The 26,685-nt window shown below is 37.8% G+C and carries 25 protein-coding genes and 5 tRNA genes; 21 read left to right on the forward strand and 9 right to left on the reverse strand.

Features of this window, described 5'->3' with window-relative positions; all coding sequences use genetic code 11:
* Nucleotides 1-86 precede the first annotated feature (86 nt).
* The 5 genes from EFD62_RS09775 (at nt 87) to EFD62_RS09795 (ending at nt 5,125) form a co-directional block, all read left to right on the forward strand.
* Complete coding sequence (locus tag EFD62_RS09775; protein ID WP_128706043.1) at nt 87-959, forward strand: M15 family metallopeptidase; 873 nt, start codon at nt 87-89, stop codon at nt 957-959.
* Between the two features lie 193 nt (nt 960-1,152).
* Nucleotides 1,153-1,485, forward strand: coding sequence for a hypothetical protein (locus tag EFD62_RS09780; RefSeq protein ID WP_128706044.1), 333 nt, complete (start codon nt 1,153-1,155; stop codon nt 1,483-1,485).
* A 140-nt stretch (nt 1,486-1,625) separates the two neighbouring features.
* Complete coding sequence (locus tag EFD62_RS09785; protein WP_069194909.1) at nt 1,626-1,982, forward strand: hypothetical protein; 357 nt, start codon at nt 1,626-1,628, stop codon at nt 1,980-1,982.
* Between the two features lie 109 nt (nt 1,983-2,091).
* The gene (locus tag EFD62_RS09790; protein ID WP_128706045.1) at nt 2,092-2,961 is read left to right on the forward strand and encodes a metallophosphoesterase; all 870 of its coding nucleotides are present in this window, start codon (nt 2,092-2,094) and stop codon (nt 2,959-2,961) included.
* Nucleotides 2,962-3,679: 718 nt separating this feature from the next.
* Complete coding sequence (locus EFD62_RS09795; RefSeq protein ID WP_456236579.1) at nt 3,680-5,125, forward strand: dockerin type I domain-containing protein; 1,446 nt, start codon at nt 3,680-3,682, stop codon at nt 5,123-5,125.
* A gap of 139 nt (nt 5,126-5,264) precedes the next feature.
* On the opposite strand, the gene EFD62_RS09800 is transcribed toward EFD62_RS09795, so the two are convergent.
* The 8 genes from EFD62_RS09800 to argC all read right to left on the reverse strand — a co-directional run bounded on the left by EFD62_RS09800 (nt 5,265) and on the right by argC (nt 15,608).
* Nucleotides 5,265-5,738: a GNAT family N-acetyltransferase gene (locus EFD62_RS09800; protein WP_128706047.1), complete on the reverse strand. Its 474-nt coding sequence runs from the start codon at nt 5,736-5,738 to the stop codon at nt 5,265-5,267.
* A gap of 12 nt (nt 5,739-5,750) precedes the next feature.
* Nucleotides 5,751-6,674, reverse strand: coding sequence for an ornithine carbamoyltransferase (argF, locus tag EFD62_RS09805; protein ID WP_128706048.1), 924 nt, complete (start codon nt 6,672-6,674; stop codon nt 5,751-5,753).
* 33 nt (nt 6,675-6,707) lie between these two features.
* Complete coding sequence (carB, locus tag EFD62_RS09810; RefSeq protein WP_069194905.1) at nt 6,708-9,911, reverse strand: carbamoyl-phosphate synthase large subunit; 3,204 nt, start codon at nt 9,909-9,911, stop codon at nt 6,708-6,710.
* Nucleotides 9,912-9,937: 26 nt separating this feature from the next.
* Nucleotides 9,938-11,011, reverse strand: a complete 1,074-nt coding sequence (gene carA, locus EFD62_RS09815) for a glutamine-hydrolyzing carbamoyl-phosphate synthase small subunit (protein ID WP_128706049.1) — start codon at nt 11,009-11,011, stop codon at nt 9,938-9,940.
* A 58-nt stretch (nt 11,012-11,069) separates the two neighbouring features.
* Nucleotides 11,070-12,272 (reverse strand): acetylornithine transaminase, encoded by a 1,203-nt coding sequence (locus EFD62_RS09820; RefSeq protein ID WP_128706050.1) that lies wholly within the window; start codon nt 12,270-12,272, stop codon nt 11,070-11,072.
* A gap of 541 nt (nt 12,273-12,813) precedes the next feature.
* On the reverse strand, nt 12,814-13,476 hold the full coding sequence (locus tag EFD62_RS09825) for a PilZ domain-containing protein (RefSeq protein ID WP_069194902.1): 663 nt from the start codon (nt 13,474-13,476) through the stop codon (nt 12,814-12,816).
* 133 nt (nt 13,477-13,609) lie between these two features.
* Complete coding sequence (gene argB, locus EFD62_RS09830) at nt 13,610-14,524, reverse strand: acetylglutamate kinase (protein WP_172406049.1); 915 nt, start codon at nt 14,522-14,524, stop codon at nt 13,610-13,612.
* A gap of 43 nt (nt 14,525-14,567) precedes the next feature.
* Entirely contained in the window at nt 14,568-15,608 is a 1,041-nt protein-coding gene (gene argC / locus EFD62_RS09835; RefSeq protein WP_069194901.1) for an N-acetyl-gamma-glutamyl-phosphate reductase, read from the reverse strand.
* A gap of 373 nt (nt 15,609-15,981) precedes the next feature.
* Between argC and EFD62_RS09840 the strand changes: the two genes are divergently transcribed.
* The 16 genes from EFD62_RS09840 (at nt 15,982) to EFD62_RS09915 (ending at nt 26,247) form a co-directional block, all read left to right on the forward strand.
* The gene (locus tag EFD62_RS09840) at nt 15,982-17,094 is read left to right on the forward strand and encodes an ABC transporter ATP-binding protein (RefSeq protein WP_069194900.1); all 1,113 of its coding nucleotides are present in this window, start codon (nt 15,982-15,984) and stop codon (nt 17,092-17,094) included.
* 175 nt (nt 17,095-17,269) lie between these two features.
* Nucleotides 17,270-18,355 (forward strand): PucR family transcriptional regulator, encoded by a 1,086-nt coding sequence (locus tag EFD62_RS09845; protein ID WP_128706051.1) that lies wholly within the window; start codon nt 17,270-17,272, stop codon nt 18,353-18,355.
* 160 nt (nt 18,356-18,515) lie between these two features.
* A complete protein-coding gene (gene ftsE / locus EFD62_RS09850) occupies nt 18,516-19,223 on the forward strand; it encodes a cell division ATP-binding protein FtsE (RefSeq protein ID WP_069194898.1) in 708 nt (235 codons plus the stop codon).
* Nucleotides 19,192-20,076, forward strand: a complete 885-nt coding sequence (ftsX, locus tag EFD62_RS09855; RefSeq protein ID WP_069194897.1) for a permease-like cell division protein FtsX — start codon at nt 19,192-19,194, stop codon at nt 20,074-20,076. The genes ftsE and ftsX overlap by 32 nt, the downstream gene beginning before the upstream one ends.
* Nucleotides 20,077-20,144: 68 nt before the next feature.
* The gene (locus EFD62_RS09860; protein WP_128706052.1) at nt 20,145-21,272 is read left to right on the forward strand and encodes a murein hydrolase activator EnvC family protein; all 1,128 of its coding nucleotides are present in this window, start codon (nt 20,145-20,147) and stop codon (nt 21,270-21,272) included.
* A gap of 213 nt (nt 21,273-21,485) precedes the next feature.
* Complete coding sequence (locus tag EFD62_RS09865; RefSeq protein ID WP_128706053.1) at nt 21,486-22,775, forward strand: S41 family peptidase; 1,290 nt, start codon at nt 21,486-21,488, stop codon at nt 22,773-22,775.
* A 117-nt stretch (nt 22,776-22,892) separates the two neighbouring features.
* On the forward strand, nt 22,893-23,066 hold the full coding sequence (locus EFD62_RS09870) for a small, acid-soluble spore protein, alpha/beta type (protein WP_069194894.1): 174 nt from the start codon (nt 22,893-22,895) through the stop codon (nt 23,064-23,066).
* A gap of 158 nt (nt 23,067-23,224) precedes the next feature.
* Nucleotides 23,225-23,974, forward strand: a complete 750-nt coding sequence (locus tag EFD62_RS09875) for a class I SAM-dependent DNA methyltransferase (protein WP_128706054.1) — start codon at nt 23,225-23,227, stop codon at nt 23,972-23,974.
* Nucleotides 23,975-23,977: 3 nt separating this feature from the next.
* Nucleotides 23,978-24,286 (forward strand): MGMT family protein, encoded by a 309-nt coding sequence (locus tag EFD62_RS09880; protein ID WP_069194893.1) that lies wholly within the window; start codon nt 23,978-23,980, stop codon nt 24,284-24,286.
* 158 nt (nt 24,287-24,444) lie between these two features.
* Nucleotides 24,445-24,645 (forward strand): cold-shock protein, encoded by a 201-nt coding sequence (locus EFD62_RS09885; RefSeq protein WP_128706055.1) that lies wholly within the window; start codon nt 24,445-24,447, stop codon nt 24,643-24,645.
* Between the two features lie 124 nt (nt 24,646-24,769).
* Entirely contained in the window at nt 24,770-25,642 is an 873-nt protein-coding gene (hslO, locus tag EFD62_RS09890) for an Hsp33 family molecular chaperone HslO (protein WP_069194891.1), read from the forward strand.
* Between the two features lie 161 nt (nt 25,643-25,803).
* Nucleotides 25,804-25,879, forward strand: a tRNA-Val gene (locus EFD62_RS09895).
* 5 nt (nt 25,880-25,884) lie between these two features.
* Nucleotides 25,885-25,961 (forward strand) — tRNA-Asp (locus EFD62_RS09900).
* Between the two features lie 4 nt (nt 25,962-25,965).
* Nucleotides 25,966-26,041 (forward strand) — tRNA-Phe (locus EFD62_RS09905).
* A 3-nt stretch (nt 26,042-26,044) separates the two neighbouring features.
* Nucleotides 26,045-26,119, forward strand: a tRNA-Gly gene (locus EFD62_RS09910).
* Between the two features lie 53 nt (nt 26,120-26,172).
* A tRNA-Cys gene (locus EFD62_RS09915) sits at nt 26,173-26,247 on the forward strand.
* Nucleotides 26,248-26,375: 128 nt separating this feature from the next.
* Here the strand turns inward: EFD62_RS09915 and EFD62_RS09920 are convergent.
* Nucleotides 26,376-26,642, reverse strand: coding sequence for a TfoX/Sxy family protein (locus tag EFD62_RS09920; RefSeq protein ID WP_069194890.1), 267 nt, complete (start codon nt 26,640-26,642; stop codon nt 26,376-26,378).
* Nucleotides 26,643-26,685 lie beyond the last annotated feature (43 nt).

The raw sequence follows: 26,685 nt of genomic DNA on the forward strand, positions 1-26,685 counted from the left end.
AATAAGTGATAAAATACTGTATTATATGGATTAGAGATGACTATAATTATCTAATACATTTTAATAAAGCGTTTAGGGTGGGAAAAATGTACAAAAGAGAAAGTTTATCAAGAAGAAAAAGAAGATTGAGATATGCTCGCATTAGGACGTTTATAATCCTCGTGTTAATTGTTGGATGCAGTGTTGTTTTTTTTCAGAATAACGGAAGAGGCAAAAATGAGCAAAAACCTGCCAACTCTTATGCTATAAGCATAGAGGATTCGTTTTACAGCGGGAATTCCGAGGGCGTTATTGAAGACAATACTGGCACCAAAGACATGAATACTAATGACATGGGAAAAGAAGCAGAGGTTGACAACGAAGAGGAAAGGGAGAACATAAAAGAAAAAAGCATTGATGATTGGCGTATAATGTTGATAAATGAGGATAATCCGGTTCCCGATGATTATACCTTTGAACTGTCAAGCTTAGATGAATTTCGAGAATTTGATTCAAGAGCCATAGATGACCTTAAAATGCTTATTGAGGATTGCAGACGTGAAACCGGAGGAGCTACCATATGGGCTCAGTCGGCATATAGAGACAGAAGCAGCCAAGAGAGATTGTATAATAATAAGATCAAACAGTATATGAATTCAGGGATGTCAAAAGAAGAAGCTGAAAAATTGGCAAGCACTTCTGTTTCCAGACCCGGGACAAGCGAGCACGAGGTTGGTTTGGCTGTAGATTTTAATTATGCGAATGTTGAGTTTGAAAACACGAAGGCCTTCAAATGGTTGGCAGACAATGCCCATAAATATGGGTTTATTTTAAGGTACCCTGAAGGCAAGCAATCGATAACAAAGGTTATATATGAACCATGGCATTTCAGATATGTTGGAAAAGAACATGCAGAAGTTATCAAATCAAAGGGATTCTGCTTGGAAGAGTATATTGAGTACCTGAAAAACAATAGCTAAGGACTTCTTGTGTGTATGGATTAGACACCTAACCATTAGATAATTTCAAAATTATTGCTTCAATAGTATGAATTGCAATAGTTCTAAGCCTAGTCTCATTTTAAGCAATACCCGTACTATTGCTGGGAGTTCAAGTGAATTCCAAGTTAATAATCTAACATCATTTGCAGCAGAAAAATTTCAAGCAAAATATGTGCAACTAAACCAAGCTAATAGACTACTGCTACTTACGCTTATAAAGAAATGCGGACAGTTTTGTGCAGAACATTTTGCTACAAATACTCCCGATTATCGGTTTAAGAATAAAGTGAATTTTTGCTTAATCACTTTATTGGTAAGAGAGCAGAAAATTAGAATACACATAAGAACTGATGGGCTTAGGTTGTCATCTTCAATTCTTCCAATCAATAGACTTCCTAAACACAACTACAACGGAAAAGAATGGGTGGAAATAATTGTTGGTGATAATTCGCAGGTGGATGAGGCAGTGAGGTTAATAAAACAAACATATGAATACCATTCATAAAATGTGGATTAAGGTAAATTTGATATATCAAATATATCTAAAGGTATTTACTGTCTAATTTTGATGCTGGTTCTTGCTTTTAAAGGCTTAATATGATATTTTTCGGGAGGATTTATTAGATATTATTGGGGGAGGATAGTTTGGCAAAGCATGATTTTGGAATAATAGATTTTTTTGAAGAGGGCAAGTGGTATAGTAATTATGAGCCTGAAAAATACAATTGTATTTCTATTGATGATGATTTATTAGAGCAAATAATTATAGAGTATAGGATCGATTTTATTAATATGAATACCTATTTTATAGGTTCGACCCAGCCAGGAAATGGATTGGATTATTGTGGGGTAACACTTATTCCGCCAGAGTCCCTTGAACAATTTATAGATATTATTATAAAGGCAAATAAGCAGTTCAAAGCAAGAGATCTTGAGCTTCTTCTTGAAAAAATAGCTGAGGCAATAAAAGCAAACAAGTATCTAATTCACTATGGAATATGATAATATCTCAAATAAACGGAAATTTGATATAATAACCTTAATAGTGTAGATATTATGAATTTACACTTGCATTTTGATAAACATATGGAGAATATTTAGGTGGATAAGAATGAAGATTAAGAGAAAAAAGATTCTAATTGTCGTGCTTTTGTTGATCATAATTGCTGCAGTAAGGGTATACTATGGTAATAACTTTATAGAAGTATCCCAATATACGGTATCATCAAATGAAATCCCAACATCATTTAAAGGTTTTAAAATACTGCAATTATCGGATTTGCACAGTAAGAGCTTCGGAGATAACAATAATAGACTTGTAAAGAAAATTATCAGCGAAAATCCTGATATTGTTGTTATGACGGGAGATATGGTTAATGCAAAAGATACGGATTTTGAAGTCTTTATTAGTTTTGCCGAACAGATAAGCAAACGCTTTGATGTATATTATATTGTCGGTAATCATGAGCAGAATTTAAATGACAATAAGAAGAAAATATTAATTGGTAAACTTAATGAGGTTGGGATTAAGGTACTTGATAATGAAAAAGTTGCAATATCTAGAGGTCAGGATAGTATTAACTTATACGGATTATGGTTTAATCTAAGATATTATAAAGATTTGAGTAATGAATATACAAAGGACGTATTTTTTGGAACAGATCAAATTCAAACTATTTTAGGCAGTTTGGATACTGATGCATATAACATCTTGCTGACTCATAATCCACTCTATGCTGATACCTATTCCGATTGGGGAGTAGATTTGACCCTGTCTGGACATATTCATGGAGGCATGATAAGAATACCTTTTGTTGGCGGCTTGCTTTCTCCTGAAAGAGAGTTTTTCCCTAAATATGATCGAGGCGAATATCAAATTAATGGCAAAACATTAATTGTAAATAGAGGATTGGGCAATGGTGATTTTGGAATTAGGGTATTCAATCAGCCGGAAATATCGGTAATTATGCTTTCAAATTAGTCATATCATATAATCCCTTTTTTTATTTTAGTAGCTCAGTCGAATATTTCTTGAGGTACCGCATTTGCTGCACTGTGTTTTTGTGTGTCTTTGGATAGAGTCTTTTCTAACCTTTCTTTCATTATATCATCTCTTAATATGCTAATTTTGGTTCAAATTCTGCTCTAAGAAGCTCGATACACCGAGATTTGCAATACTGTAATAATTATTTATGACAACATGGCAAATAGGTGCAAAATATAGAAATGAAAAAGAAAGAGTACTTGAAGAAACTGAGAAAGTGCCTTTGTAATGGATTATCATACTTTTTGTTCAAAGAACGTATTGACACTTGTTGTTGGTATGGTACTATTTACAACGATATATCAAGTGTACCAAAAGTAACTATAATCACTATAGATGGAAAATATATTTATTTGTGTATTAGATTAAATTGGGGCATTTTATCAATTCGCATGTCCAGCATTAAATTGTACTAAAACTAAATATGGTAATAAACTTAATTCTGTTGCAAAAACGTAGAAGATGTATCTTTGTGCAAGCGTTTTATTATAAACAGTATAAAACTGTTTTTTTGTGTTATTTGCTTTTTCAGAAGATGACTCAATAGCAATTAAGGTTTGAGTGATACACTCAAAATAAAAATGAAAAGGGGAGGAAGTACAATGAGAAAAAAGGATTACTATTACTACTAGTAATGATTGCAACAACTGTTTTTATTAGCATGATGTCTGCCGATGCTGCTACATTATACGGTGACTTAAACGGAGATGGTTCAGTTAGCTCAACAGACTTAACGATGATGAAGAGAGTACTGCTCAAACAATTAACTATTGATGATACTGTTGCTGCTGACTTAAATGGTGATGGCAAAGTAAACTCAACAGATTATATGTTGCTAAAAAGGTACTTACCCAAGCAAATAAGCAGGTTCCCAGTTGAGGATATAGATCCGACAATAGAACCAACTCCCACAGTGGAGGTAACACCAACTCCTACAGGAACCAATGAAGAAGTATTTGCATTCAAGATTAAAACAACTATGGATAATCAAATGTATATATTTCCCATTGGATATTCATCAGAAGATTTTAATTTTGTTGTTGACTGGGGCGATGGTACACTAAGCGAAGTAACTGATTTTTTAACGGGAAGGCATATATGTGAAAAAGCAGGTATATATACAATAAAAGTACTCTCATTTGATTATATACCGCCCCTTTGTTTTACATATGATAGAAATGTGATTGAAGTGCTTACGCCTTTTCCTGACATGGGAGTGACTGACTTTAGCTCTTGGTTTGGCGGTTGTAGTAACTTAACTAAAGTTCCCGAAGGACTTTTTTCAAACAATGTAAATGCAACAGACTTTTATTGGTGCTTTAATAATTGCGTTAGTTTAACAGAAATTCCTGAAGATTTGTTTGCAAGTAATATTAATGCCATTAGCTTTAGAGGTTGTTTTGCTGAATGCAGCAGTTTAACAGAAATACCCGAAGGACTATTTATGAACAATATTGATGCGACAGATTTTGCTGGTTGCTTTGCTGGATGCAACAGCTTAATAGAAATACCTGAAGGACTATTTGCAAATAATATTAATGCAACAGACTTGGGAGATTGTTTTGGAGGTTGTAGCAGTTTAACAGAAATACCTGAAGGACTGTTTGTATATAACACTAATGTAAATAACTTTGCAGATTCTTTTAGAGGTTGTAGTGGTTTAATAGAGATACCGAAAGGACTATTTGCAAATAATATTAATGCAACAGGATTTGGTGGTTGTTTTAGTGGATGTAGTAGCTTAACAGAAATACCGGAAGGACTGTTTACACATAATATTAATGCAACTAGCTTTGCAAGTTGTTTTAATGGATGCAGCAGCCTAACAGAAATTCCTGAGATACTATTTGCGAATAATGTTAATGTAACTAATTTTAGAGAGTGCTTTAAGGATTGTACGAACTTAATGGAAATTCCAGAAGGGCTGTTTGATAACAATGTTGAGGTCACTAACTTCTATGGGTGTTTTTATAAGTGTAAAAACTTAATGGGCTTAGCACCAGCTTTGTGGTTGCGTACAAATGTGATAGATTTTGGTTCTTGTTTTTCAGGTTGTACAAACTTGTCTAACTATAAAGACATTCCTAGTAATTGGAAATGATTATTAGGAGTCAGGTTAGTTACAAGACAAATGGTATGAGAACTATTTTGGATTCTCATACCATTTTTTATATTCATCAAAAATCAAATCAATCTACACTAAAACGGCTTTATTTAAACCATCCCGCAAAACAAAATCACTAATAATCCTTTACCAATAGGGCCCTTATATAACCCCTTTCATTGGTGGTCGAATCTACATAAAACCCTCTGCCGTAATAAAACTGCATAAGTTCCGAATACTTTGATGCAGTATGCAGACGAACCTTTTTTATGCCTTTGGCTATGAGGAGCTTGTCAACAAGATTCATCATGGACTTTCCGATACCAATATTATGATATTCAAGACGTACCCCGAATCTACTTATGTAAGCTGTATTGTCCGGAAGGATATGAACTCTAATTGTTCCTACTGGAATATTATCAATAATTGCAATAAAAACTTCCTTAGATTCTATATCCCTTTTTATATCTTCTAAAGACTCTTCCAGGGCTTCCATGGTACCGGTAAGCCCTGTGTCCTTCATATATTTCTTAAAGGCTTCTTTAGTGATGTTTTGAATTGCTTCGGCATCATCCAAATTAGCCTTTCTAATAACAAATGAATAGTTCATATTAATCACCGACTATCTATTCCCCATAAGCAATGCCATTATTGCCTTTTGGACATGCAATCTGTTTTCAGCCTCGTCGAAAATAACCGATTGGGATCCATCGATTACATCTTCGGTCACCTCATAGCCCCTGTAGGCAGGCAAACAATGCAGGAATATCGCATCTTCCTGAGCCTTTGAGAACAGATTGCTGTTTATCTGATAAGGCATAAACAGCTTAATTCTTTCTTCCTTCTCATCTTCCTGTCCCATACTTACCCAAGTGTCGGTGTAGACTACATCGGCATCCTTAATTGCCTCTTCCGGGTCTTCAGTCAATAAAATATTTGAACCAGAGGCTTTCGCGTCTTCCTGAGCTTCCGATATTATCTGGCTGTCACACTGATAGCCCTTTGGTGAAGCAACTGCTATGTCCATGCCAACCTTTGCACAACCGTGGAGGAGTGAGTGGGCAATATTGTTTCCATCTCCAATATATGCAAGCTTGAGCCCTTTTAAAGTTCCCTTATGTTCATAGATCGTGAAAAGATCCGCAAGAATCTGACATGGGTGCATTAAGTCCGTAAGACCGTTAATGACAGGCACATTTCCGTATCGAGCGAGATCCTCTACATCACTGTGGGCAAAGGTCCGGATCATTATTCCGTCGATATATCTTGAAAGAACCTGGGCGGTATCGTAAATGGTTTCGCCACGGCCTAACTGTATGTCATTTGAACTGAGAAAAAGAGGATAACCTCCAAGTTGATACATTCCAACTTCAAAGGATACACGAGTCCTTGTGGATGACTTAGTAAAAATCATACCAAGTGTTTTGCCCTTGAGCAGGTGATGCGGTACACCTTCCTTTTGCTGCCTTTTCAGCTTTTCTGCAAGTTTGAGAATGGATTCAAAATCCTCGGTTGATAAATCGTGAAGACTAATTAAATGTTCCAATAAAAACACCTCCCGTTTATTTTGTAGTGCGTTTTAATTTGAATATTCATCGAGCGAATGTATTTCAGTTTCTTCTCCCGATGTCATGTGCTCTAGTATTGAGAGCATTGATCTGGCAGTATCTAGAGAAGTAATACATGGAATATTATACTCGATGGATGTTCTTCTTAGTATAAAACCAAGCCTTTCGGGTATTTTTCCTCGGGTTGGAGTATTGATTACCAGAGATATCTTATCTTTCTTTATCATCTCAATCATTTCATCATCCGATGCCAGCTCCACTTCTATGCCGACACCGGAGAGATTGGTGTAGGTGCCCTCAGAAGCAACTAGGTTGAAGCCTAAGTCTGAAAGAGCCTGAGCAATCTCTATACATTCCGTTTTATCTCTGTCGGCTACCGAAAGAAGTACGTTCCCGCCGGACGGGATTCTAAGTCCTGACGCAACAAGCGCCTTGTATAGTGCTATATGATAATCCCTTGAAATTCCCATTACTTCACCGGTGGACTTCATTTCCGGTCCAAGGAATGTATCAACGGTAGTAAGCTTTGCAAAGGAGAATACAGGGGCTTTAACAGCTATAAATTCAGATTCTTTGTGAAGCCCGGGAGTATAACCTAAGTCCCTCATTTTATATCCCATAATAAACTTTGTGGCAACATCAACCATAGGGATGCCGGTCACCTTGCTCATTACAGGAATTGTACGGCTTGCACGAGGATTAACCTCTATTACATATACCTTGTTATTGCGATCTATAACAAACTGGATATTAAACAAACCGACTATTTTTAATGCCTTTGCCAGCCTTATGGTATAGTCTACAATGGTGTTTTTTGTCTGTTCGTCAAGGGTTTGGGGAGGGTATATCGAAATACTATCTCCGGAATGAACTCCAGCTCTTTCAATATGCTCCATAATGCCGGGAATAAGTACATCCTCACCGTCACAAATACCATCCACTTCGACTTCCTTGCCTTCTACATATTTGTCTATCAGAATAGGATGCTTCGTTGAAAGGCCGACGGCTAGCTTCATATATTCTTTAAGGGTCTCATCATTATATACCACTTCCATTGCTCTGCCACCAAGAACATATGAAGGTCTTACGAGAACAGGATATCCAACTTTTTGAGCAATTGCCTTTGCTTCATCATAGGAGAAGGCGGTATCTCCTTCCGGTAATGGTATTCCTAATTCCTCCAAGAGATTTAGGAAGCGATCCCTGTCCTCAGCAATATCAATGCTTTCAACCGAGGTGCCAAGGATATTTACCCCTTCTTTTGCCAGGGTTCCTGCAAGATTTATTGAAGTTTGGCCTCCGAATTGGACAATTACTCCAAGGGGATTTTCCTTCTCAATTATATCGAGCACACATTCCTTTGTAAGGGGCTCAAAGTATAATTTATCCGATGTATCGAAATCGGTGCTGACCGTCTCAGGATTGTTGTTTATTATAATTGACTCAATTTCCAGCTCCTTCAAAGTCTTCACCGAGTGTACACTGCAGTAGTCAAACTCGATACCCTGACCTATTCTTATAGGTCCTGAGCCTATAACTATAACCTTCTTTTTATCGGATACAATTACATCATCCGTCTTTTCGTAAGTTGAATAGTAGTACGGGGTTACGGCTTCAAACTCACCGGCACATGTATCAACAATTTTATATACCGGGCGAATAGGGTATTTGCTTCTAAGCTCTAAAACTGTATCAAGAGGCACATTTATGAGATTTGCGATATACGAATCTCCAAAACCGGTCTTCTTTGCCCTGGAGTAAAGATCGTAATCGAGCCATGCAATACCGGCATTTTTAATCTCCTCTGCCATCTGAACGATTTTTTCAAGCTTCTTTACAAAGAATATGTCAATTTTCGTTATATTGCTGATTTCCTCTGAAGATACTCCCTTTTGGAGTGCCTTGCAGATAGCAAAAATTCTTTCGTCTCTTGGTGTGTTGATAAAATCAATAAGCTCCTCCACCGATTGGTTGTCAAAAAGACTGAGACCAAGCTGGTAGTTCATTTTTATATCGAGCGAGTCTATAGCTTTTAGCAGTGACTCCTCAAAGGTTCTTCCTATTGCCATTACTTCACCTGTTGCCTTCATCTGGGTACCTAATGATCTGTCGGCATTTACGAATTTGTCAAAAGGCCAACGGGGTACCTTTGTAACCACATAGTCAATTGAAGGTTCGAAGCATGCATAAGTATTCTGAGTAACGGAGTTTTTGATCTCATCAAGATTAAGACCAATGGCAATTTTTGCCGCAACACGTGCTATGGGGTATCCGGTTGCCTTCGATGCAAGCGCGCTGGAACGGCTTACCCTTGGGTTTACTTCAATTACTACATATTCGAAGCTGTTGGGATTTAATGCATACTGAATATTGCAGCCGCCTTTTATATCAAGGGCACGAATAATCTTCAATGAAGCTGATCTCAGCATTTGGGCTTCAACATCCGATAGGGTCTGGCAGGGAGCAACTACAATGCTGTCACCGGTGTGAACCCCGACAGGGTCGAAGTTTTCCATATTACATATGATAATGCTGTTGTTGGCTCCATCCCTTATAACCTCATATTCAATTTCCTTCCATCCTGCAACACTTTGCTCCAGAAGGACCTGATGTATGAGGCTGAGCTTTAGGCCTTTACCGCAAATATATTTAAATTCCTCCATGTTATGGGCAATACCGCCACCGGAGCCTCCTAATGTATAGGCTGGACGTATAATGATAGGGAAGCCTACCTCTTCGGCAAACTTAATAGCGCTGTCAAGATCGGTTGAAATTGTACTTAAGGGTACTTTTTCACCTATTTCCTGCATGGTTTGCTTAAAAAGCTCTCTATCTTCGGCTTTTTTAATTGACTCCAAGGATGTACCCAGAAGCTCAATTCCCATTTCCTCCAAAATCCCGTCTTCTGCCAATTCAACGGCCATGTTCAAGCCTGTCTGCCCGCCCAAAGAGGCTAAAATTCCATCGGGCTTTTCTTTCTTAATTATTTTTTTAACGAAATCAAGGGTAATAGGTTCTATATATACTTTGTCTGCTGATTGTGTATCGGTCATTATCGTTGCAGGGTTGCTGTTTACAAGAACGACTTCAATGCCTTCTTCTCTCAATGATTTACAGGCCTGCGTTCCCGAATAGTCAAATTCGGCAGCTTGGCCGATAACTATAGGTCCTGAGCCAATAACAAGGACCTTTTTTATTTTATCTATTTTTGGCATAATTACCTCCATGCACAAAGAATCAATTAAACTATAGGTTGTCCGTCCATCATTTCAATAAAATCATCAAAAACGTAAGAAGAATCATCATGTCCCGAAACGGCCTTAGGGTGATATTGAACCCCTAAGATAGGATAATGTTTGTGCTTAAATCCTTCTACAGTATTATCATTAATATTTATATGAGTAATAAGTACGTCATCGCTAAAGTCATTCTCCAGTACATAGTTGTGACTTTGAGACGTTACATAGCATCTTCCTTTGATATAATCCCTGACCGGTTGATTTGATCCATGGTGACCAAACGGAAGCTTGCTGACCTTGCCACCTAGGGCAAGGCCTAAAAGCTGGTGTCCTAATCCTATTCCAAACATTGGCTTTTTACCTATGAGCTCCTGGACGGTGGACTTAACAAACGGAAGTTCGCACGGGTCACTCGGTCCGTTGGATAAAAGTATGCCGTCGGGATTATAGCTCATAATTTCATTTGCGGAGGATGAAGCCGGAAGGATATATATATCGCAGTTGATTTTCTCTAATGATTTTATAATGCTGTGCTTTACACCAAAGTCCATTACCACCACACGTTTTCCTCTGCCGGGTTTGTGGATGGGAGACTTTGTAGAAACCTCCATAACAGGGCTCTTTTTTTCCATCTTCTTTTTCATAAGCTTTTCCAGAAGTAGATCTATATTTCCCGACTCAGTCGAAATTATGCAGTACATACTGCCTTTGCTTCTGATGTGTTTGGTAAGAGTTCTTGTATCAATACCCTTAATGCCCACAATTCCATTTGCAACGAAGTATTCTTCCGGAGTAATTTCGCAACGCCAGTTGGTGGGAGTGTCCGAAAGCTCCTTAACGATAAATCCTTGAACATGAGTTGTGTCAGATTCGTTGTCATATCGGTTGAAACCGTAGTTTCCAATCAATGGGTAGGTCATAGCAACTATTTGACCGTTGTACGACGGGTTTGTAAGTATTTCCTGATAACCTGTCATGCATGTGTTAAACACAATTTCTCCTACTGTTTCGCCAGCTTTGCCGAAGGCTTCCCCCGTAAAATAAGTTCCATCTTCTAAAAGTAAAACTGATTTCATTTCTCTAGCTCCTTAAAATAATAATTTAGTATTAAAATTTTTATTTTTATATTTCTAATTATAGTTCATATTCTTGGAGTATGCTATCCAGAGTTTCTACCATGCCGTCAATATCTTGCTCTGTAACAATCAGAGGAGGCAACATCCTTATGATATTCTTACCGACGCTTCCAACCAAATACCCTTTTTCAAAGCATTTGTTTTTAACTTCCACTGCTGCATCTATTGATAGTTGAACACCTATCATGAGGCCTTTACCCCTCACATCCTGAATGGTACTGTGCTTTTTGGCAAGATCTGAGAGCTTATTCATAAAGTAGCTTCCCATTTTTTCCGAGTTTTCCACGAGTCCGTCGTCTATAAGGACATCCAGAACAGCCAGTGCTGCTGCACATGCGAGAGGATTACCTCCAAAGGTTGATCCGTGATCCCCGGGTTCAAAAGCACTTGCTACATGTTCCTTAGCACAGAGAGCACCTATTGGGAATCCGCCCCCTAAGGCTTTGGCAAGAGTGAATATGTCAGGCTCTACGCCGAGATGCTGATAAGCAAATAGCTTTCCTGTACGACCCAAACCGCACTGAACCTCATCAAAGATAAGGAATATACCCTTTTCATCACAAAGCTTGCGGACACCCTTCATATACTCCACTGAGGTAAGATTTACTCCGCTTTCACCCTGTATTGGCTCAATCATTACTGCACAGGTAGAACCGTTTATTGCCTTTTCAAGAGCATCAAGATCATTTATCGGCACTTTCAAAAAGCTGGGGGTGAGAGGTGAGTAGGGTTTTTGGTATTTGTCCTGGCCGGTGGCAGCGATAGTTGCAAGGGTCCTTCCGTGGAAAGACTTTTCTAAAGTTATAATTTCAAACTTCTCCGGCATTCCCTTCTTTTTAAAATAGATCCGTGCAAGCTTTATGGCTCCTTCGTTTGCTTCTGCACCGCTGTTTGCGAAAAACACCCTGTCGGCGCAGGAATTGTTGACAAGTTTTTCTGCAAGCTTTGCCTGAGACTCTATGTAATAGAGATTGGAACAGTGTATGAGCTTTTCTGCCTGCTGCTTTATAGCATCTACAAGCTTAGGATGCGAATGTCCTAAAGCACTTACCGCTATGCCGGCTAGAAAATCATAGTACTTATTTCCGTCTATGTCCCAGAGATTAACTCCTTTTCCGTAAGAAAAGCATACAGGGGTTCTATTTCCAAATGTATTCATAAAGTATTTTTTGTCCAGATTGATAATCTCATCTAATTTCATAGAAAACCCTCCCTGATAAAAATAATACTAATAATTATACATAAAAATGTATAAAAATGCAATAGATAATATTAAACTCTCACCCGTAATTAATTCTCAAAAGTGAACTTCGATACTGCATGATATTATGCTGGAAATTCAGAATTATCACTACTTGAGTATTAACAGGAAAGCGAATTAATTCAAATATAGCATTCGTATAAGAAGATTTATAGACAAATGATATAATTTTGATTGGTATTATTGACTTAAAAATATATTTTTACTCACTAACTCTGTTGGATATAAGTTTATAGAAGAGTAATCCGGAGGGAAGAACTATGGAAAAAAACTTTGGCTCAAATGGAAGAAAAATGCTTCACAAAGTTATTGCAACAAAAGAGAAGAGATGAAATTGAAGAGATGTTTGGAATGCCTAAGGTAAAATTTGGAATATGATTTGCAAAAACAGATAATAACGAATATATCAAAATATATTTCAGCTATCAAATAAAATGCCGTAAACAAGCTAATTCATTATATAGAGCAAGCATAATCAATATCAAAGATGTCTTCTAACGCAATTTACGAATTGATCGCGAAGCTTCATCTTTTCTTCTTCAACTAGATTGAAAAAGCAAGAAAGGGTGTTGTTGCTTTCTTCCGTCATATCGGTATATTGCAAACCATAATCGGTAAAGTCACTCTTAGGAGATCTTCTATTAACTTTTCCGCGGGAATTTATTGATTTCCTGTTTGGAAGGAAAATAGAAAAATCATGTTCACCACTGTCAATTTCGAAATAGTCCTTGGAGTAAAATGCCATTCCGACAAGGCTTATATTATGTATTATTACAAACCGCTCCGCGGGGGAGTCTGAGATCCTTACGGTCGCACCTAAGTAAACATCATGTCTTGGGAAAATTCTTGTATTTTTGATTTCCTTAACGTGTTTAATATCTATTGTCACGTAACTAGGGTATTCAGGCCTGATTTTTACTACCTCGCCTTCAAACAAAATCTCACTATGTTCGCTGGAGTACTTTACCGTAATGGACTGTCCCAGCATTATAATGTTCTCGAGATATTCGCTTAAAAGTGCAATGGATACCAGGTGTTTTTCAACCTTGTAAACTATGTTCTGAATCCAGATGCTACCGTTTTTAAGCTTTGTATTTACAACCATTCCCTCTTTAAGAACCCTTGATACTACGTCTTTCTTCAAAAGGATCAATCCTCCCCGTGGTAATGGTGATTGGATAGTTTTAGTTAAATTATTCTTTATAAAAGTATAAAATCCTTCAAAATTTGATAAATTTCATTACTATTTATTTATTATGTTATAGATTTTATAGATTTTATAGTTTTTCTCGATTATGATAGAGTATTTTCTCCTTCATAATCATAGTCCCGATTCCTTTGTTGGTAAATATTTCGAGCAACAGACAGTGGGGAATCCTACCGTCTATGATATGAGTTCTTCCAACTCCCTTTTCGAGAGCATCAATACATCCTAATACCTTAGGAATCATACCGCCATCAATGATTTTTTTGTCAATTAGGTCAAGGGCCTCTGCTGAAGTTAGGGCAGGAACTATTTCATCGGCGTCTTTACCTTTTTTGACTCCTGCAACATCGGTGAGGAGCATCAATTTCTCTGCCTTTAAAGCAGCGGATATTTCTCCGGCAACGGTGTCAGCATTAATGTTGTAGCTTTGGCCATCCTTGCCGATTCCTATAGGAGCAATGACAGGAATGTATTCATCCTTTGCCAGAAGCTCAATCAGCTTTGAATTGATGTTGGTTATTTTTCCGACATATCCAAGGTCTGTCTCTACGCCGTCAACTGTTGTCTTATATTGCTCACATTCTATGATACTTCCGTCAATGCCGCAAAGGCCAATGGCTTTTCCGCCCATCTGATTCAATAGTGAAACAATCTCTTTGTTGGTTTTTCCTACAAGGACCATCTGGGCAATGTCCATTGTTGCCTTGTCAGTCAACCTAAGACCGTTGACAAACTGGCTTTTGATATTGAATTTGTCAAGAGCTTTGTTAATATCCGGTCCACCACCATGAACAACTACCGGATTCATTCCAATATATTTAAGTAGAGTTATATCTTCCATTACGGAGGTTTTAAGCTCATCGTTTATCATTGCGTTTCCGCCGTATTTTATAACCACTGTTTTACCGAAAAGTTTCTGAATATAGGGAAGAGCCTCAATAAGTATTTCTGCTTTTTTTATGACTGTCTCCATTGATATTTCCAAACTAATACCCTCCAAACGTTAATAATATACTTTTGCTGATTGTTTATAGATAGAGACCGGAACTTGTAAGTCCTCTGTGTTCGGGAAGCCCAAACATTATATTAAGATCCTGCACAGCCTGACCGGCAGCACCTTTGCCCAAATTGTCAATGGCTGAGAGAATAATAACTCTGTTTAAGCGCTTATCTACAACGAGGCTGATATCAATAAAGTTTGAACCGGCTACATTTTTCGTTTCAGGCAGCTTGCCTTCGTCCAGTATCCTGACAAAATATTCATTTTTATAATATTCCTTATACAGCACGATTAATTCCGAGGTTGATTTTTCATAGTTCAAATTTGCATAAATGGTAGCTAGCATTCCCCTCTTCATTGGCACAAGGTGAGGAGTAAAGGAAACCGTCAGTTCTTGACCTGCCAGAAATGACAGCTCTTGCTCAATTTCAGAGGTATGCCTGTGGGTAGAAACATTGTATGCTTTGAAATTCTCCGTACACTCGCAGAACTGATAGGGAAGGTCAGTTTTCCTTCCGGCTCCCGAAATCCCGGAGGCAGCATCAATTATAATATTTTTTGTGTCAACAAGCTTGTTTTTAATTAATGGCGCCAGTGCTAATATTGAACATGTAGGGTAACAACCCGGATTGCCTATTATCTGAGCATTCTTTATTTCTTCTCTATAAAGCTCCGGCAAACCGTACACCGAAAGTTCAAGAAGGTGAGACATACCATGGGTGGTATTGTACCATTTTTCATATACCTCAACCGACTTATAACGAAAATCGCCGCTGTGGTCAACTATTCTCTTACCCTTTTCAATAAGCTTGGGTATTACTTCCTTTGATACACCATGGGGAAGTGCAGTAACAAAGACCTCAGCCTTATTGGCGATTTTGTCTATATCAAGCTCATCGCATTCCATATCAAAAATATTTTTGAGGTGTGGATATACATCCGATATCTTCTCTCCCGCAAAATTATGGGATACAACAGAAGAAATATTTATATCCGGATGGTTTTGAAGAAGACGTACTATTTCTATTCCGACATAGCCGGTAGCTCCTATGATTCCTACATTAGCCATTTGAATAACCTCCCAACAAAAAAACTGTATAATAATAAATTAATGACCGATTAAATGCACAACCGATTTTATAATTATACATTCTTATGCATAAAAATTCAATATCGATTTTAAATCAAATTCTTTATATGTAACAATGGATATATAGTAAATATTACTAATTGGTTAAAAGGTGTAAAAAGGCACCCTGGTGTAAATTCACAAATGCCCTGCGACAGTTGAATTAGCAACATAAAGTGGAAATTTACCTTTATGCAAAGTAACTAAATACACAAATTATTTTTGTGAATTTGTATACTAGTTGAAGGATTGGATTACATGGTATATTAGTATCATTAAAACTAATGCTCGTAAACAATTGGGAGGGGAAGAAATGGCAAGCGTTAAACTAAAAGGTATATACAAAAGGTATTCAGGTGGGGTTACTGCAGTAAATGACTTTAATTTGGATATTGAAGATAAGGAATTTATTATATTGGTAGGACCATCTGGATGTGGAAAAACTACAACTTTAAGAATGGTTGCTGGTTTGGAAGAAATTTCGGAAGGTGAGCTTTATATAGGTGACAAACTGGTTAATGACGTTGCACCTAAGGACAGAGATATCGCGATGGTTTTCCAGAACTATGCTTTGTATCCTCATATGTCCGTGTTTGATAACATGGCATTTGGATTGAAGCTGAGGAAGATACCAAAGGATGAGATTAAGAGAAGAGTTCTTGAAGCTGCAAAGATACTTGATATAGAACATTTGCTTGAAAGAAAGCCGAAGGCATTGTCCGGAGGTCAGAGACAGAGGGTTGCGTTGGGTCGTGCTATAGTTCGTGATCCTAAGGTATTCTTGATGGATGAGCCTTTGTCAAACCTTGATGCAAAGCTGAGAGTTCAGATGAGAACCGAAATCAGCAAGCTGCATCAGAGACTTCAGACAACATTCATCTACGTTACTCATGACCAGACAGAAGCTTTGACAATGGGTACAAGAATTGTTGTTATGAAGGATGGATATATTCAACAGGTTGATACTCCAAGCAATCTCTATGAAAGACCTTGCAATATGTTCGTTGCAGGATTTATCGGAAGCCCTCAAATGAACTTTGTAAATGCAAAGGTTGAAAAGCGCGGAGAAGAGATTCACCTCTTGTTTGGAAAGCAAGATATCAAACTTCCGGAAGGAAAAGCTAAGAAGCTTGAAGGAAGTGAATATATAGGCAAAGAAGTAGTAATGGGTATACGTCCTGAAAATGTTCATGACGAAGCTATTTATCTTGAATCAATGGCTGACAGCATTATAAATTCAAGAGTTGAAGTTGTGGAAATGCTTGGTTCGGAAACATTGCTTTATATGGTAGTAGATGATATTGACTTTACTGCAAGAGTTAATCCTAGAACAAAGGCAAGACCGGGCGATGTGATTAAGGTTGCTCTTGATACCAATAAGATTCATCTCTTTGACAAAGAGACAGAAAGAACTATAATGAACTAATAATGAATGTAAATAAAAAGGAAAGATTTATTAAAATCTTTCCTTTTTTATTTTATTTTGTGTATAATAAAATAGAGAGTTTAGAGTACTTAGATATTATAAGAACTATAGATTATGATTATCAGTAGACCAAAGGTCACAGTTTATACCAGCTGATAAAAAGGGAAGGATTAAGATGTCTATAAAGCTATATCAGAATCTCGTAAATCAAATAAAGGACGTAATTGATTCGGAGTTTGGAATAATGGATGATACCGGCCTTATCTTGGCCTGCTCAAATGAGAAAAAAGTCGGGCAGAGCAATCCGCTGGCATCTGAGGTGATGAGGTCTAAAGATCAGTTCGTAATAATTGAAGGGCAGACGTTTCAAAAGGTGTATATTAAAAACAAGCTTGAGTTTATTACATTTATCAGCTCAGACTGCACAAATGGCAACAAATTTCTTGCATTGATATCAATTAATGCCATTAACATGAAGAGCTATTTTGACGAAAAATATGATAAGATCAGTTTTATTAAAGGAATAATTCTTGATAATATTCTTCCTGGGGACATCACTTTGAGAGCCAAGGAACTTCATCTTCCAAATAATGCAAATAGGGTAGTTTTTCTCATAGAGACGGAAAAGACAAAGGATATTTATGCCCATGAGATAGTAGAAGGACTTTTTCCCGTTAAAAACAAAGACTTCGTCATAGTGCTTGACGATGAGACAGTGGTGCTTATAAAGGAGCTGAAGGCTGAGTATGACTACAAGGAAGTAAATAAAATTTCCAGAGTTATAATTGACACATTGTCCACGGAGGGGATGATTAAGGCGAGAATTGGAATCGGTACTGTCGTGGATAATATAAAAGATATAGGACGTTCTTTCAAGGAGGCGCAGATGGCGCTGCTCATTGGAGGTATTTTTGACAGTGAAAAGAGTGTGATTGATTATAACAAGCTGGGGATAGGAAGACTCATATACCAACTCCCTCCGACGTTATGCAACCTGTTTTTAAAAGAGGTATTTAAGGAGGGGTCCTTTGAAGCTTTGGATTCCGAGACGATGTATACGATCACCAAATTCTTTGAAAACAATCTCAATGTGAGTGAGACTTCAAGGCAGCTTTATGTTCATAGAAATACCCTTGTGTATAGATTGGATAAGATTCAAAAAATCACAGGCCTTGACCTTAGATTGTTTGATGACGCAATAATATTCAAAGTTGCCATGCTGGTGAAGAAGTATCTTGACAGTAATCATGACTTTGTGTAGAAGCTAATGGGGTTATTTAAGTTTACACTTGTTTGGGGTATTTGCAAATGGCTATCTGACAATTGCAAAAAATGATTTTTTAAGATAAAATATTGCACGAAAGATAATCTTTTAAATACACTGGATTAAAATCCGGACGATTGCCCTTAAGGAGGTCAACGTGGTAGAGTATAGATCAGTTACAAAGAAGTATCCAAATGGTACATTAGCGTTAAGTAATATTAACCTTACTATAAATAAAGGAGAATTTGCGTTTTTTGTAGGTCCTAGTGGTTCCGGTAAGTCTACCTTGCTTAAGCTTATCTTAAAAGAAGAGGACCCTACGGAAGGGGAGGTTTTTGTAAATGGTTATGAGCTTTCTTCAATGACCAGAAAAGATATCCCTCTCTTAAGAAGGAGTCTTGGGGTCGTGTTTCAGGATTTTAGGCTTCTTCCCAATAAAACCGTATATGAAAATGTGGAGTTTGCGATGCAGATTACCGAGGCACTTCCGAAGGAGATAAGGAGACAGGTGCCTATGTCCCTTGCTTTGGTTGGATTGAGTAAGAAAGCCAAGGCTTATCCCAATCAATTATCCGGGGGTGAGCAGCAAAGGGTGGCTTTGGCACGGGCTCTTGTGAACAATCCGTCTCTTTTGATTGCCGATGAGCCCACCGGTAATCTTGACCCCGAAACATCTTGGGAGATAATGAAGCTTCTTGCAGAAGTAAACTACAGAGGGACTACAGTGATTGTTGCAACCCATGAGAAGAGCATTGTGGATGCAATGAAAAAACGTGTAATAGCTATTGATAAAGGAGTAATAATAAGAGATCAGGAGAAAGGACAGTACGAAGATGAAGTTAAGAACCACCAAATATATTATTAAAGAAGGTTTTATAAATACTTATAGAAATGTGCTTATGTCTCTTGCTTCAATGGGTGTTGTTTCTGCTTCTCTAATAATACTGGGATTTTTTCTCGTTATAACAACGAATATAGAGCACAATACCCGATTTTTGAAGGAACAGCCGGAAATGCAGGTGTTTTGCAACCCGAGCCTGGATGAACACCAGGTGGGAATGCTACAGTGGAATATAAGTCGTGACGAAAGAATAGAAGAGTTCGAAAAGGTTGATAAGACAGCAGCTTTTGAGAAGGCCAAGAAAATGCTTGGGGATGATAGTGAAATCCTTGAGGGGCTTGATGAAAGTATTATGCCGGTTTCATATATAATTAAGCTTAAAAATTCCAAGGATTATGAGGATATTGTTGAAAAGTACAGGAATTATCCCGGAGTAGATAGTGTCCAGTATTCCAAAAAGGCTATAGATTTTGTGAACAAAATACTTCGTGTCTTGCAAATTGGAAGTTCTGCGCTTATAATTATATTGTCGGCTATTGCTGTGTTTATAATATCAAATACCATTAAACTTACGGTATTTGCCAGAAGAAAAGAAATCAATATAATGAAATACATAGGAGCTACCGACTGGTTTATTAGATGGCCCTTTATTGTAGAAGGCATTATAATCGGACTGGTTGGAGCCGTTGTAAGCTTTATGATTATATATTTAGTGTACAGAATCGGGGGCGGCAGTATTGGGAACGACATGGCTATGCTTGAGCTGGTCAGCATGGGAGACATGAGTTTTCAGCTTATTTCTACCTTCTGTATGTTAGGAGCGTTTGTTGGAGCTTTGGGAAGCGTAATATCAATACAAAAATACTTACGTGTTTAAATCACTTGCTTGCAAATGCATATGGGGAACAAAAGATAAATTCAAAACTAAATCAAGGGGGTTAGATTGTGAAGAAGGCAGTATTAATAGTTTTGATGTTTTCCTTAGTTTTATCATCTTTGATGATACCCGCGTTTGGGGAAACTGTTTCGGAGGTACAAAAGCAGAAAAGTACTGTTGACAGCAAATTGAACAGTATTACAAATCAGAAGAAGCAGGAGAAGCAAAAGCTCAGTTCGGTTGAAAGTGAGAAGAAAAGAATAGCATCAGAACAAGAGCAGAAGAGTAAGGAATATAATTCCCTAAATCAACAAGTTGAAGAATTAGATGAACATATAGCAGAAGTAGATGCTGCAATAAAGGAAAGTGAAAAACGGTACAATGAACAGATGGAGTTGCTTAAACGCAGAATTAATGTAATGTATCAAAACTCCGGATCTACATATGTTGAGACACTGGCAGAGTCGGAGAACTTTATTGATTTTCTAAATAAGCTTGAGATTGTTGCTGCCATAAGTAAAAAGGACAAGGAAATAATTGAAGACATCAAGCAGGCTAAAGAAGATGTAGAGTTCAAAAAGAAGCTTGCAGTAGAGAAACGGGATATTATTAAGGAAAAGGCTGAGCAATCATTAAAGGCAATAAATGAATTGAGTGTTGCAAGATCAAAGCTCGATAGTGAAATTAGCAGTATAAACGCACAGCTGAAGAAACTTGAACAGCAGGAAAATGAGTTAATAAGGAAGTCGAATGCCCTTGCCAATGAGATAAGAAAACTTCAGCAAAGCGGAAATTATGCCGGTGGAAGTATGCGCTGGCCTGCGCCCAGTAGCTCAACGATTTCATCCTACTTCGGCAACAGACTTCATCCAATACTTAAGGTGTATAAAATGCATACAGGCATAGATATTTCGGCTAGTAGCGGTAAATCGATAGTAGCTGCCAATAAGGGAGTAGTCATAATGTCGGGATGGCAGGATGGATACGGATATACAGTGGTTGTTGACCATGGCGGTGGGATTACTACATTGTATGCGCACTGCAGTAAGCTGCTTGTTAAAGTGGGCGATTCGGTTAATGCAGGAGATACAATTGCAAAAGTAGGAAGCACTGGACTTTCTACCGGGCCTCATTTGCACTTTGAGGTGAGGAAAAACGGTACTCCAGTTAATCCGCTAGACTATGTAAAGCCATAAAACAACGTTATAATAAGATAATTGGGATAATCATACAATAAAGCTCGTACTTTTTTCGGTACGAGTTTTATTTTCGCAATAAAAATATTATTAATAAATCAGGCATATGATATAATATAACGAGGTGTAATAAACCAGGGGTAACAGATTAAGCAGCAATCATGAATATATTATTATTTGTGATATATAAAACTAAAAGGGAGTGTTTTTAAGTTGAATAAAAATATTTTTACATCTAAGTTTCTTCCAATTCTGCTGGCCGCATTACTTGCATCGTCAGCAACTGCATACGGGATGCTTTTATGGCATTATAAAAACCCAGCGTATGTAGTATTATCCGAAGATGAGGCTAAGGCTTATGAAAATAAAGTTGGTAAGAAGTTTAATCCTGAATATGCAATAACCTTTGACAAAAACAGTGTTGATTTTGAGAATATTCAAAAATATAACGAAGTAAAAAGGCTGTTAAATGGTTATTATTATGAGGAAGTTAACCAGAATGATATGCTTGAAGGGTCCATTGCGGGAATGGTGGATTCATTAAAAGACCCCTATACTGTATACTTTACAAAAGAGCAAATGAAAGTTTTTGATGAAAATACAACCGGGAGCTATGTGGGCATAGGGGTATCATTAAATATGGACGAAGAAGGGCTATTGACTATAGTAGAAGCATTTCCTGAGTCACCGGCAAAAGATGTGGGAATGATGTCAGGAGACAAGATAGTCAAAGTGGACAACGAAGACGTTACGACTATAAGAGATCAAGACTATATTATTAGTAAGATTAAGGGTGAGGAGAATACCAAGGTCAAGATTACTGTTTTTCGACCATCCGAGGGTACATATTTGGATTTTGACATAATAAGGAAAAAGATAAAAATTGAGAATATCACTAGCGAGGTAATGGACGGAAATATTGGATATATCAAAATCAATATGTTTGACAGTGAGATTGCGAAATATTTCGGAAATCACTTAAATGGGCTTGTTGATAAGAACATAAAAGGATTGATAATAGATTTGAGAGATAACCCCGGCGGTGACTATAATGAGGTTTGTGCCATAGCGGACCGACTACTTCCGGAAGGCCTGATTGTTTATACTGAAGATAAGTTGGGAAATAGAAGCGAGAGAAGGTCGGATTCAACGGAGCTTAATATGCCTTTGGTAATACTGGTTAACGGCTATAGCGCCAGTGCTTCGGAAATTTTGTCCGGAGCTGTAAAGGATCATGATAAAGGGACTCTGATAGGAACAAAAACCTTTGGAAAAGGGCTTGTTCAGGCGGTGCAGAAGCTGGAGGACGGGTCTGGACTTAAGGTGACTGTAGCCAGATATTTTACTCCTTCCGGAGTGTGCATACACAAAGAAGGAATAGAACCGGATATAGTGATTGAACTGGATGAAAAATATTCAAATTTGTCAGTTTCACAGGTGCCCAGGGAGGATGATGTTCAGCTCAAAAAGGCTCTTGAGGTAATACACGGGCAAATCGACTAATATCCAACTGCAAAAACCTCCGAAAAAGAACTTTTATTTGCATATTGTTTAATGTTTTAGGCATACTAAGATTAAACATTGCAATTCTAACACGAACAATAGGAGGTGCAGGGCGAGTTGGAAAACATAGACGAAAAATTGAAGTACGAAATAATAACAGAGTTAGGGCTTTTTGACAAGGTTAGTAAAAATGGTTGGAAGAGCCTAACGGCTAAGGAGACGGGACGCATTGGCGGCCTTATTACCAAAAGGAAAAAGATGATGCAAATGGAAAAGAGTCAGCAGGCTTAATTTGGGCAGAATTTATTCTTTGGAAGGATACATAATATAAGCTTCTATGACCTTTGTGGCGGGATGTATTAGAAAAATACATCCCGTTTTGACGCTTTTTTAGAATTTATGCTATAATTATTTCTGCTGGAGGGCCAAAGCTTCAAAGGCCCATTTGCATGGGGGTGGAAAATATCTATAGGGATTTTGCTTATATATATGATAAATTAATGTATGATGTGGACTATAAAGAGTGGGCAGACTATATTGAGAAAATTTTCCAAGAATATGAAGTTAAGCCGTCTCTAATAGCCGATCTTGGGTGTGGTACAGGCAATTTTTGTGTTGAGATGGACAAAAAGGGCTATGAAATGATAGGTATAGATTCGTCCTTGGATATGTTAAATTGTGCTAAAAAGAAATCCGAAGGAAGGAACATTCTTTATCTTAACCAAGATATGACGGATTTTGAACTGTATGGGACGGTGGATGCTATTGTGTCCCTCATGGATAGTATAAACTATCTGACTTACATAAAAGATATAAAAAAGCTTTTGAAGCTTGTAAAGAACTATTTAAATCCCGGAGGACTCTTTATATTTGATATAAATACGCCTTACAAGTTTAAAAATATTCTTAAGGATAACGTATTTTATGATGTTTCAGATGAGATTACCTATGTATGGCAAAATAATTTTGATAGCAAAAGGAAAATTTGCGAGTTTGACATAACGTTTTTTGTTAAGGAAGGTCAATACTATAACAGGTATGATGAAGTTCATTATGAGAGATGCTATGAAATAGAGGAATTGAAAAAAGTCATAGTTTCAAGCGGCATGACTCTTGTAAATGTTTATGACAGTATGACACTCAATCGACCTTTGCCAAAGAGTGAAAGAGTTTTTTTTGTTTGTAAGAACGGGGGATAGAATATGTCCTATTTTGAAAAAGTGTACGAGGTTGTAAAAATGATTCCCGTAGGTAAAGTTGCAACCTATGGGCAGATTGCCAGAATGTTGGGCACGCCCAGGAGGGCAAAAATTGTGGGATGGGCTCTTCACAAAAATCCATATTATGGAGAGGTTCCCTGTCACAGGGTTGTAAACAGAAACGGTGAAATCAGCTCGGCATTTGCTTTTGGAGGCGAGTTTGAGCAGAAAAAATTGCTTGAACAAGAAGGCATAATTTTCGATGAAAGCGGGAAAATAAACTTGAACAAGTATTTGTGGAATCCTTATTAGTTCCAGCAATAATAAGTTATTTATTATTATTAAATGCAAATAAGTGCAAAATATCAGATTGACAAGCAGTGGCACAATATGATAAACTATTATAGATTTAGTAATAGCATGGAAATGTGCGGGCTAAGTTAAAGTATCAAGTTCAGGAGGAGTGCAGGATGGAAAGAGGAAGAGTAAAACGGTTTAATGCTGAAAAAGGTTTTGGTTTTATCGAGAGAGATGGCGGAAATGATGTTTTCGTTCATTTTTCAGCAATAAACATGGATGGCTATAAGACACTGGAAGAAGGTGCTGAAGTCGAATTTGAAGTTGTTGAAGGTGCAAAAGGACCTCAAGCTTCAAATGTGACAAAGGCCTAATAAAGTCTTAAAAGATTTAACATAAAAATGGCCATATACCCCGGTATTCAAATACCGGGGTTTTCAATTACCTGAAAACGCTATACAAATAGATAAATATGCTTTTAGAGGGTGGGATTTATAGATGAAAGATTATATTGTTAGGGCTACTGCAGGAGAGGGCACAATAAGAGCTGTCGCAGCAGTCACAACAAATATGGTTAAAGATTCGCAGAAGGTGCATGGCTTATCTCCGCTTGCCACAGTAGCCTTGGGAAGGACAATGACTGCCGCAGCTATGATGTCTACAACATTGAAGGAGGAAAAGGCCGCTATAACGGTGCAAATCAAGGGAGATGGCCCAATTGGCGGGATTGTTGTGGTATCTGATTCATCTGCAAATATAAAAGGATATGTTCATAACCCGTTGGTCTATTTGCCTCTAAACAGTCAGGGGAAGTATGATGTTGCCGGTGCTGTCGGAAGCGGATACTTAAACGTTATAAAGGACTTGGGCTTAAAGGAGCCCTATATAGGATATGTTGACCTTGTTTCCGGCGAGATTGCCGAAGATATTACGTACTATTATGTTTATTCTGAACAGATTCCTACGGTTACAGCTCTGGGTGTGTTGACTAATGCAACCCAAATTGTTGTAAGCTCGGGAGGATTTATTTTACAGTTGATGCCGGGGGCGGATGAGGAGACAATTACATTTATTGAAAATAAGATAAATTCAATACCTCCGGTTTCGGAGCTACTGGCGCAAGGTAAAACTCCTGAGGAAATTCTTGAGATGATTCTTTCCGAAAAGGATATTAAGATAATTGACAAATCTCCATGCAGATACTTCTGTAATTGCTCAAGGGAGCGGATGGAGAGAAATATATTAAGTTTGGGTAAGAACGAGATAATGAGTTTGATTAACGAGAACCACGGAGCAGAGGCACAATGCCATTTCTGCAATGAAAAGTACCAGTTTTCCGAACAGGACTTATTAAACCTTATAGACGGGTAAAATAAATGAGATAGACATTTAGTAATAGTTTGTTTTGGTGAGATTTGTAGAGATATTGAAAGCAATAAGTAAATAAATTTAGATCATACGAGTTTTTGATATTGACTTTGATCAATATTTTTTGTATACTATCAATTGTCGCAAAAACGACACGATAGTGTGGGCGCTTAGCTCAGCTGGGAGAGCATCTGCCTTACAAGCAGGGGGTCATAGGTTCGAGCCCTATAGTGCCCACCACACATGGCCCGGTAGTTCAGTTGGTTAGAATGCCAGCCTGTCACGCTGGAGGTCGAGGGTTCGAGCCCCTTCCGGGTCGCCAATTAGCCCAGATAGCTCAGTCGGTAGAGCAGAGGACTGAAAATCCTCGTGTCGCTGGTTCGATTCCGGCTCTGGGCACCATATGCGGGTTTAACTCAGCGGTAGAGTGTCACCTTGCCAAGGTGAAAGTCGCGAGTTCAAATCTCGTAACCCGCTCCAAATTAAGAACTAAAGACTGGGAACTCATTTTCCAGTCTTTAGCTTCTAAATATGGCGCCATAGCCAAGTGGTAAGGCAGAGGTCTGCAAAACCTTTATTCCCCGGTTCAAATCCGGGTGGCGCCTCCAAATTATAATACAATGAGAAGCCCTTCATAGAAGGGTTTTTTGTTGTTTTAGCCTCTTGGGGTGAAATGAAAGAGGCTAAAGCGAAGGGACTCGATGTCCCGAGCTTTTATTGGTATCTTGTAAATTTACTATTTTATTGCACTTTTATGCTTGTGATAAAACTCTTTAAGTGATTCCTTTGTGTCGCTGTCCAAGTTATGCCATCTTATACCTTGAATCGCACCTTCCAATGCTGATAGCCGCATAATACAGGCAGAAGGATCGCGTTGAAGAATACGCAGCCACACTTCACGGCTACCTACACTTCTTAACTCTTCTACTGTGGTAATACCAACATCGAAAAGTTGCTTTTCTAGCTTGACTCCAATATTCGGCAATTTAGATAGATCTCCCATTGATTAAAGCTCCTTTATTATTGACTGTATGAATAATTTTGAC

The organism is Acetivibrio mesophilus, from assembly GCF_004102745.1.
Lineage (GTDB): Bacteria > Bacillota > Clostridia > Acetivibrionales > Acetivibrionaceae > Hungateiclostridium > Hungateiclostridium mesophilum.

Excerpts from the sequence above, each read along its gene's own strand:
- EFD62_RS09880 (WP_069194893.1), top strand. The coding sequence starts at position 23,978 with ATGTCCTATTTTGAAAAAGTGTACGAGGTTGTAAAAATGATTCCCGTA.
- EFD62_RS09920 (WP_069194890.1), bottom strand. The coding sequence starts at position 26,642 with ATGGGAGATCTATCTAAATTGCCGAATATTGGAGTCAAGCTAGAAAAG.
- EFD62_RS09775 (WP_128706043.1), top strand. The coding sequence starts at position 87 with ATGTACAAAAGAGAAAGTTTATCAAGAAGAAAAAGAAGATTGAGATAT.
- EFD62_RS09790 (WP_128706045.1), top strand. The coding sequence starts at position 2,092 with ATGAAGATTAAGAGAAAAAAGATTCTAATTGTCGTGCTTTTGTTGATC.
- EFD62_RS09885 (WP_128706055.1), top strand. The coding sequence starts at position 24,445 with ATGGAAAGAGGAAGAGTAAAACGGTTTAATGCTGAAAAAGGTTTTGGT.
- hslO (WP_069194891.1), top strand. The coding sequence starts at position 24,770 with ATGAAAGATTATATTGTTAGGGCTACTGCAGGAGAGGGCACAATAAGA.
- carB (WP_069194905.1), bottom strand. The coding sequence starts at position 9,911 with ATGCCAAAAATAGATAAAATAAAAAAGGTCCTTGTTATTGGCTCAGGA.
- EFD62_RS09845 (WP_128706051.1), top strand. The coding sequence starts at position 17,270 with ATGTCTATAAAGCTATATCAGAATCTCGTAAATCAAATAAAGGACGTA.
- EFD62_RS09820 (WP_128706050.1), bottom strand. The coding sequence starts at position 12,272 with ATGAAATTAGATGAGATTATCAATCTGGACAAAAAATACTTTATGAAT.
- ftsX (WP_069194897.1), top strand. The coding sequence starts at position 19,192 with ATGAAGTTAAGAACCACCAAATATATTATTAAAGAAGGTTTTATAAAT.
- EFD62_RS09875 (WP_128706054.1), top strand. The coding sequence starts at position 23,225 with ATGGGGGTGGAAAATATCTATAGGGATTTTGCTTATATATATGATAAA.
- carA (WP_128706049.1), bottom strand. The coding sequence starts at position 11,011 with ATGAAATCAGTTTTACTTTTAGAAGATGGAACTTATTTTACGGGGGAA.
- EFD62_RS09840 (WP_069194900.1), top strand. The coding sequence starts at position 15,982 with ATGGCAAGCGTTAAACTAAAAGGTATATACAAAAGGTATTCAGGTGGG.
- argC (WP_069194901.1), bottom strand. The coding sequence starts at position 15,608 with ATGGCTAATGTAGGAATCATAGGAGCTACCGGCTATGTCGGAATAGAA.
- EFD62_RS09800 (WP_128706047.1), bottom strand. The coding sequence starts at position 5,738 with ATGAACTATTCATTTGTTATTAGAAAGGCTAATTTGGATGATGCCGAA.